The sequence below is a fragment of the Mesorhizobium sp. WSM4850 genome, assembly GCF_055811735.1.
In genome coordinates, this window is record NZ_JBVVPV010000189.1 from 1 (window position 1) to 249 (window position 249).

The window sequence follows — 249 nt, forward strand, 5'->3', positions numbered from 1 at the left end:
CCCGGTGCTCGCCGCATGGGCATAGTCCCCGGTGCTCGCCGCATGGGCACCATTCCCGGTGCTCGCCGCATGGGCACCATTCCCGGTGCTCGCCGCATGGGCATAGTCCCCGGTGCTCGCCGCATGGGCACCATTCCCGGTGCTCGCCGCATGGGCACGGTAGCCGGTGCTCGCCGCATGGGCATAGTCCCCGGTGCTCGCCGCATGGGCATAGTCCCCGGTGCTCGCCGCATGGGCACGGTAGCCGGT

Annotated in this window: 1 protein-coding gene; it reads left to right on the plus strand. The window is 71.5% G+C overall.

From position 1 onward, the window contains the following. Positions 1-15: 15 nt before the first annotated feature. Positions 16-249: hypothetical protein (locus tag AC0L2Z_RS35515; protein WP_473630659.1), on the plus strand; the 234-nt coding region annotated here is incomplete at its 3' end.